1 pseudogene is annotated in these 567 nt (G+C 70.7%); it reads right to left on the minus strand.

Annotated features, from left to right (window positions below):
* Positions 1 to 10 precede the first annotated feature (10 nt).
* Positions 11 to 567: pseudogene (locus tag LPA54_RS35705) on the minus strand (hypothetical protein); the annotation flags it as partial.

A 567-nucleotide genomic window follows, 5' to 3' on the forward strand; every position in this document is an offset into this window, starting at 1 on the left:
CCGCCCGCCGCTACTCGCCCTTCGCGGACGTCAGCCCCTGGATCCGCCCCAGCACCTCCACCGGACCGTCCGCCGGGTCCAGCGCCACCTCGTTCGAGACGAACTCCAACGTCAGCGACTGACGTATCTCCCCGCTGGTCAGCGCCAGCACGTCCTCGTTCGGCGTCGGCACCGTCGCACCGGCCGCCGCCGTCTGCTTCTCGAAGTGCCGCGTCGTGAAGAACACCAGCGCCCCGCCGTCCGCCGTGCGCAGCGCCAGCGGCGCGTAGTCGCCGTTCACCAGCGGCTCGTCGATGTACTGCGTGGCCAGACCCGGCCGCACCGACTTCTGCTTCCGGGTGTCCCGCCACACGCTGGTGTGCGGACCGTCCGCGAAACCGTCCCCGCCGTCCTTCAGATAGGTGGCGTACTTCTGGCTCAACTCGCCCGGCGCGACCGCGACATCGGTGGAGTTCGCGGGGACTGCCTCGGCCCAGCCGTCCTGGTCCGTCTTGAACTCCGGTATGTCGTCCGGGGAGACCAGCGTCAGGAACGCCACCTCCCACGGGTCGTCCAGCGCGTCGCGGG

Origin of the sequence: Streptomyces sp. DH12 (genome assembly GCF_020873895.1) — a bacterium.
Lineage (GTDB): Bacteria > Actinomycetota > Actinomycetes > Streptomycetales > Streptomycetaceae > Streptomyces.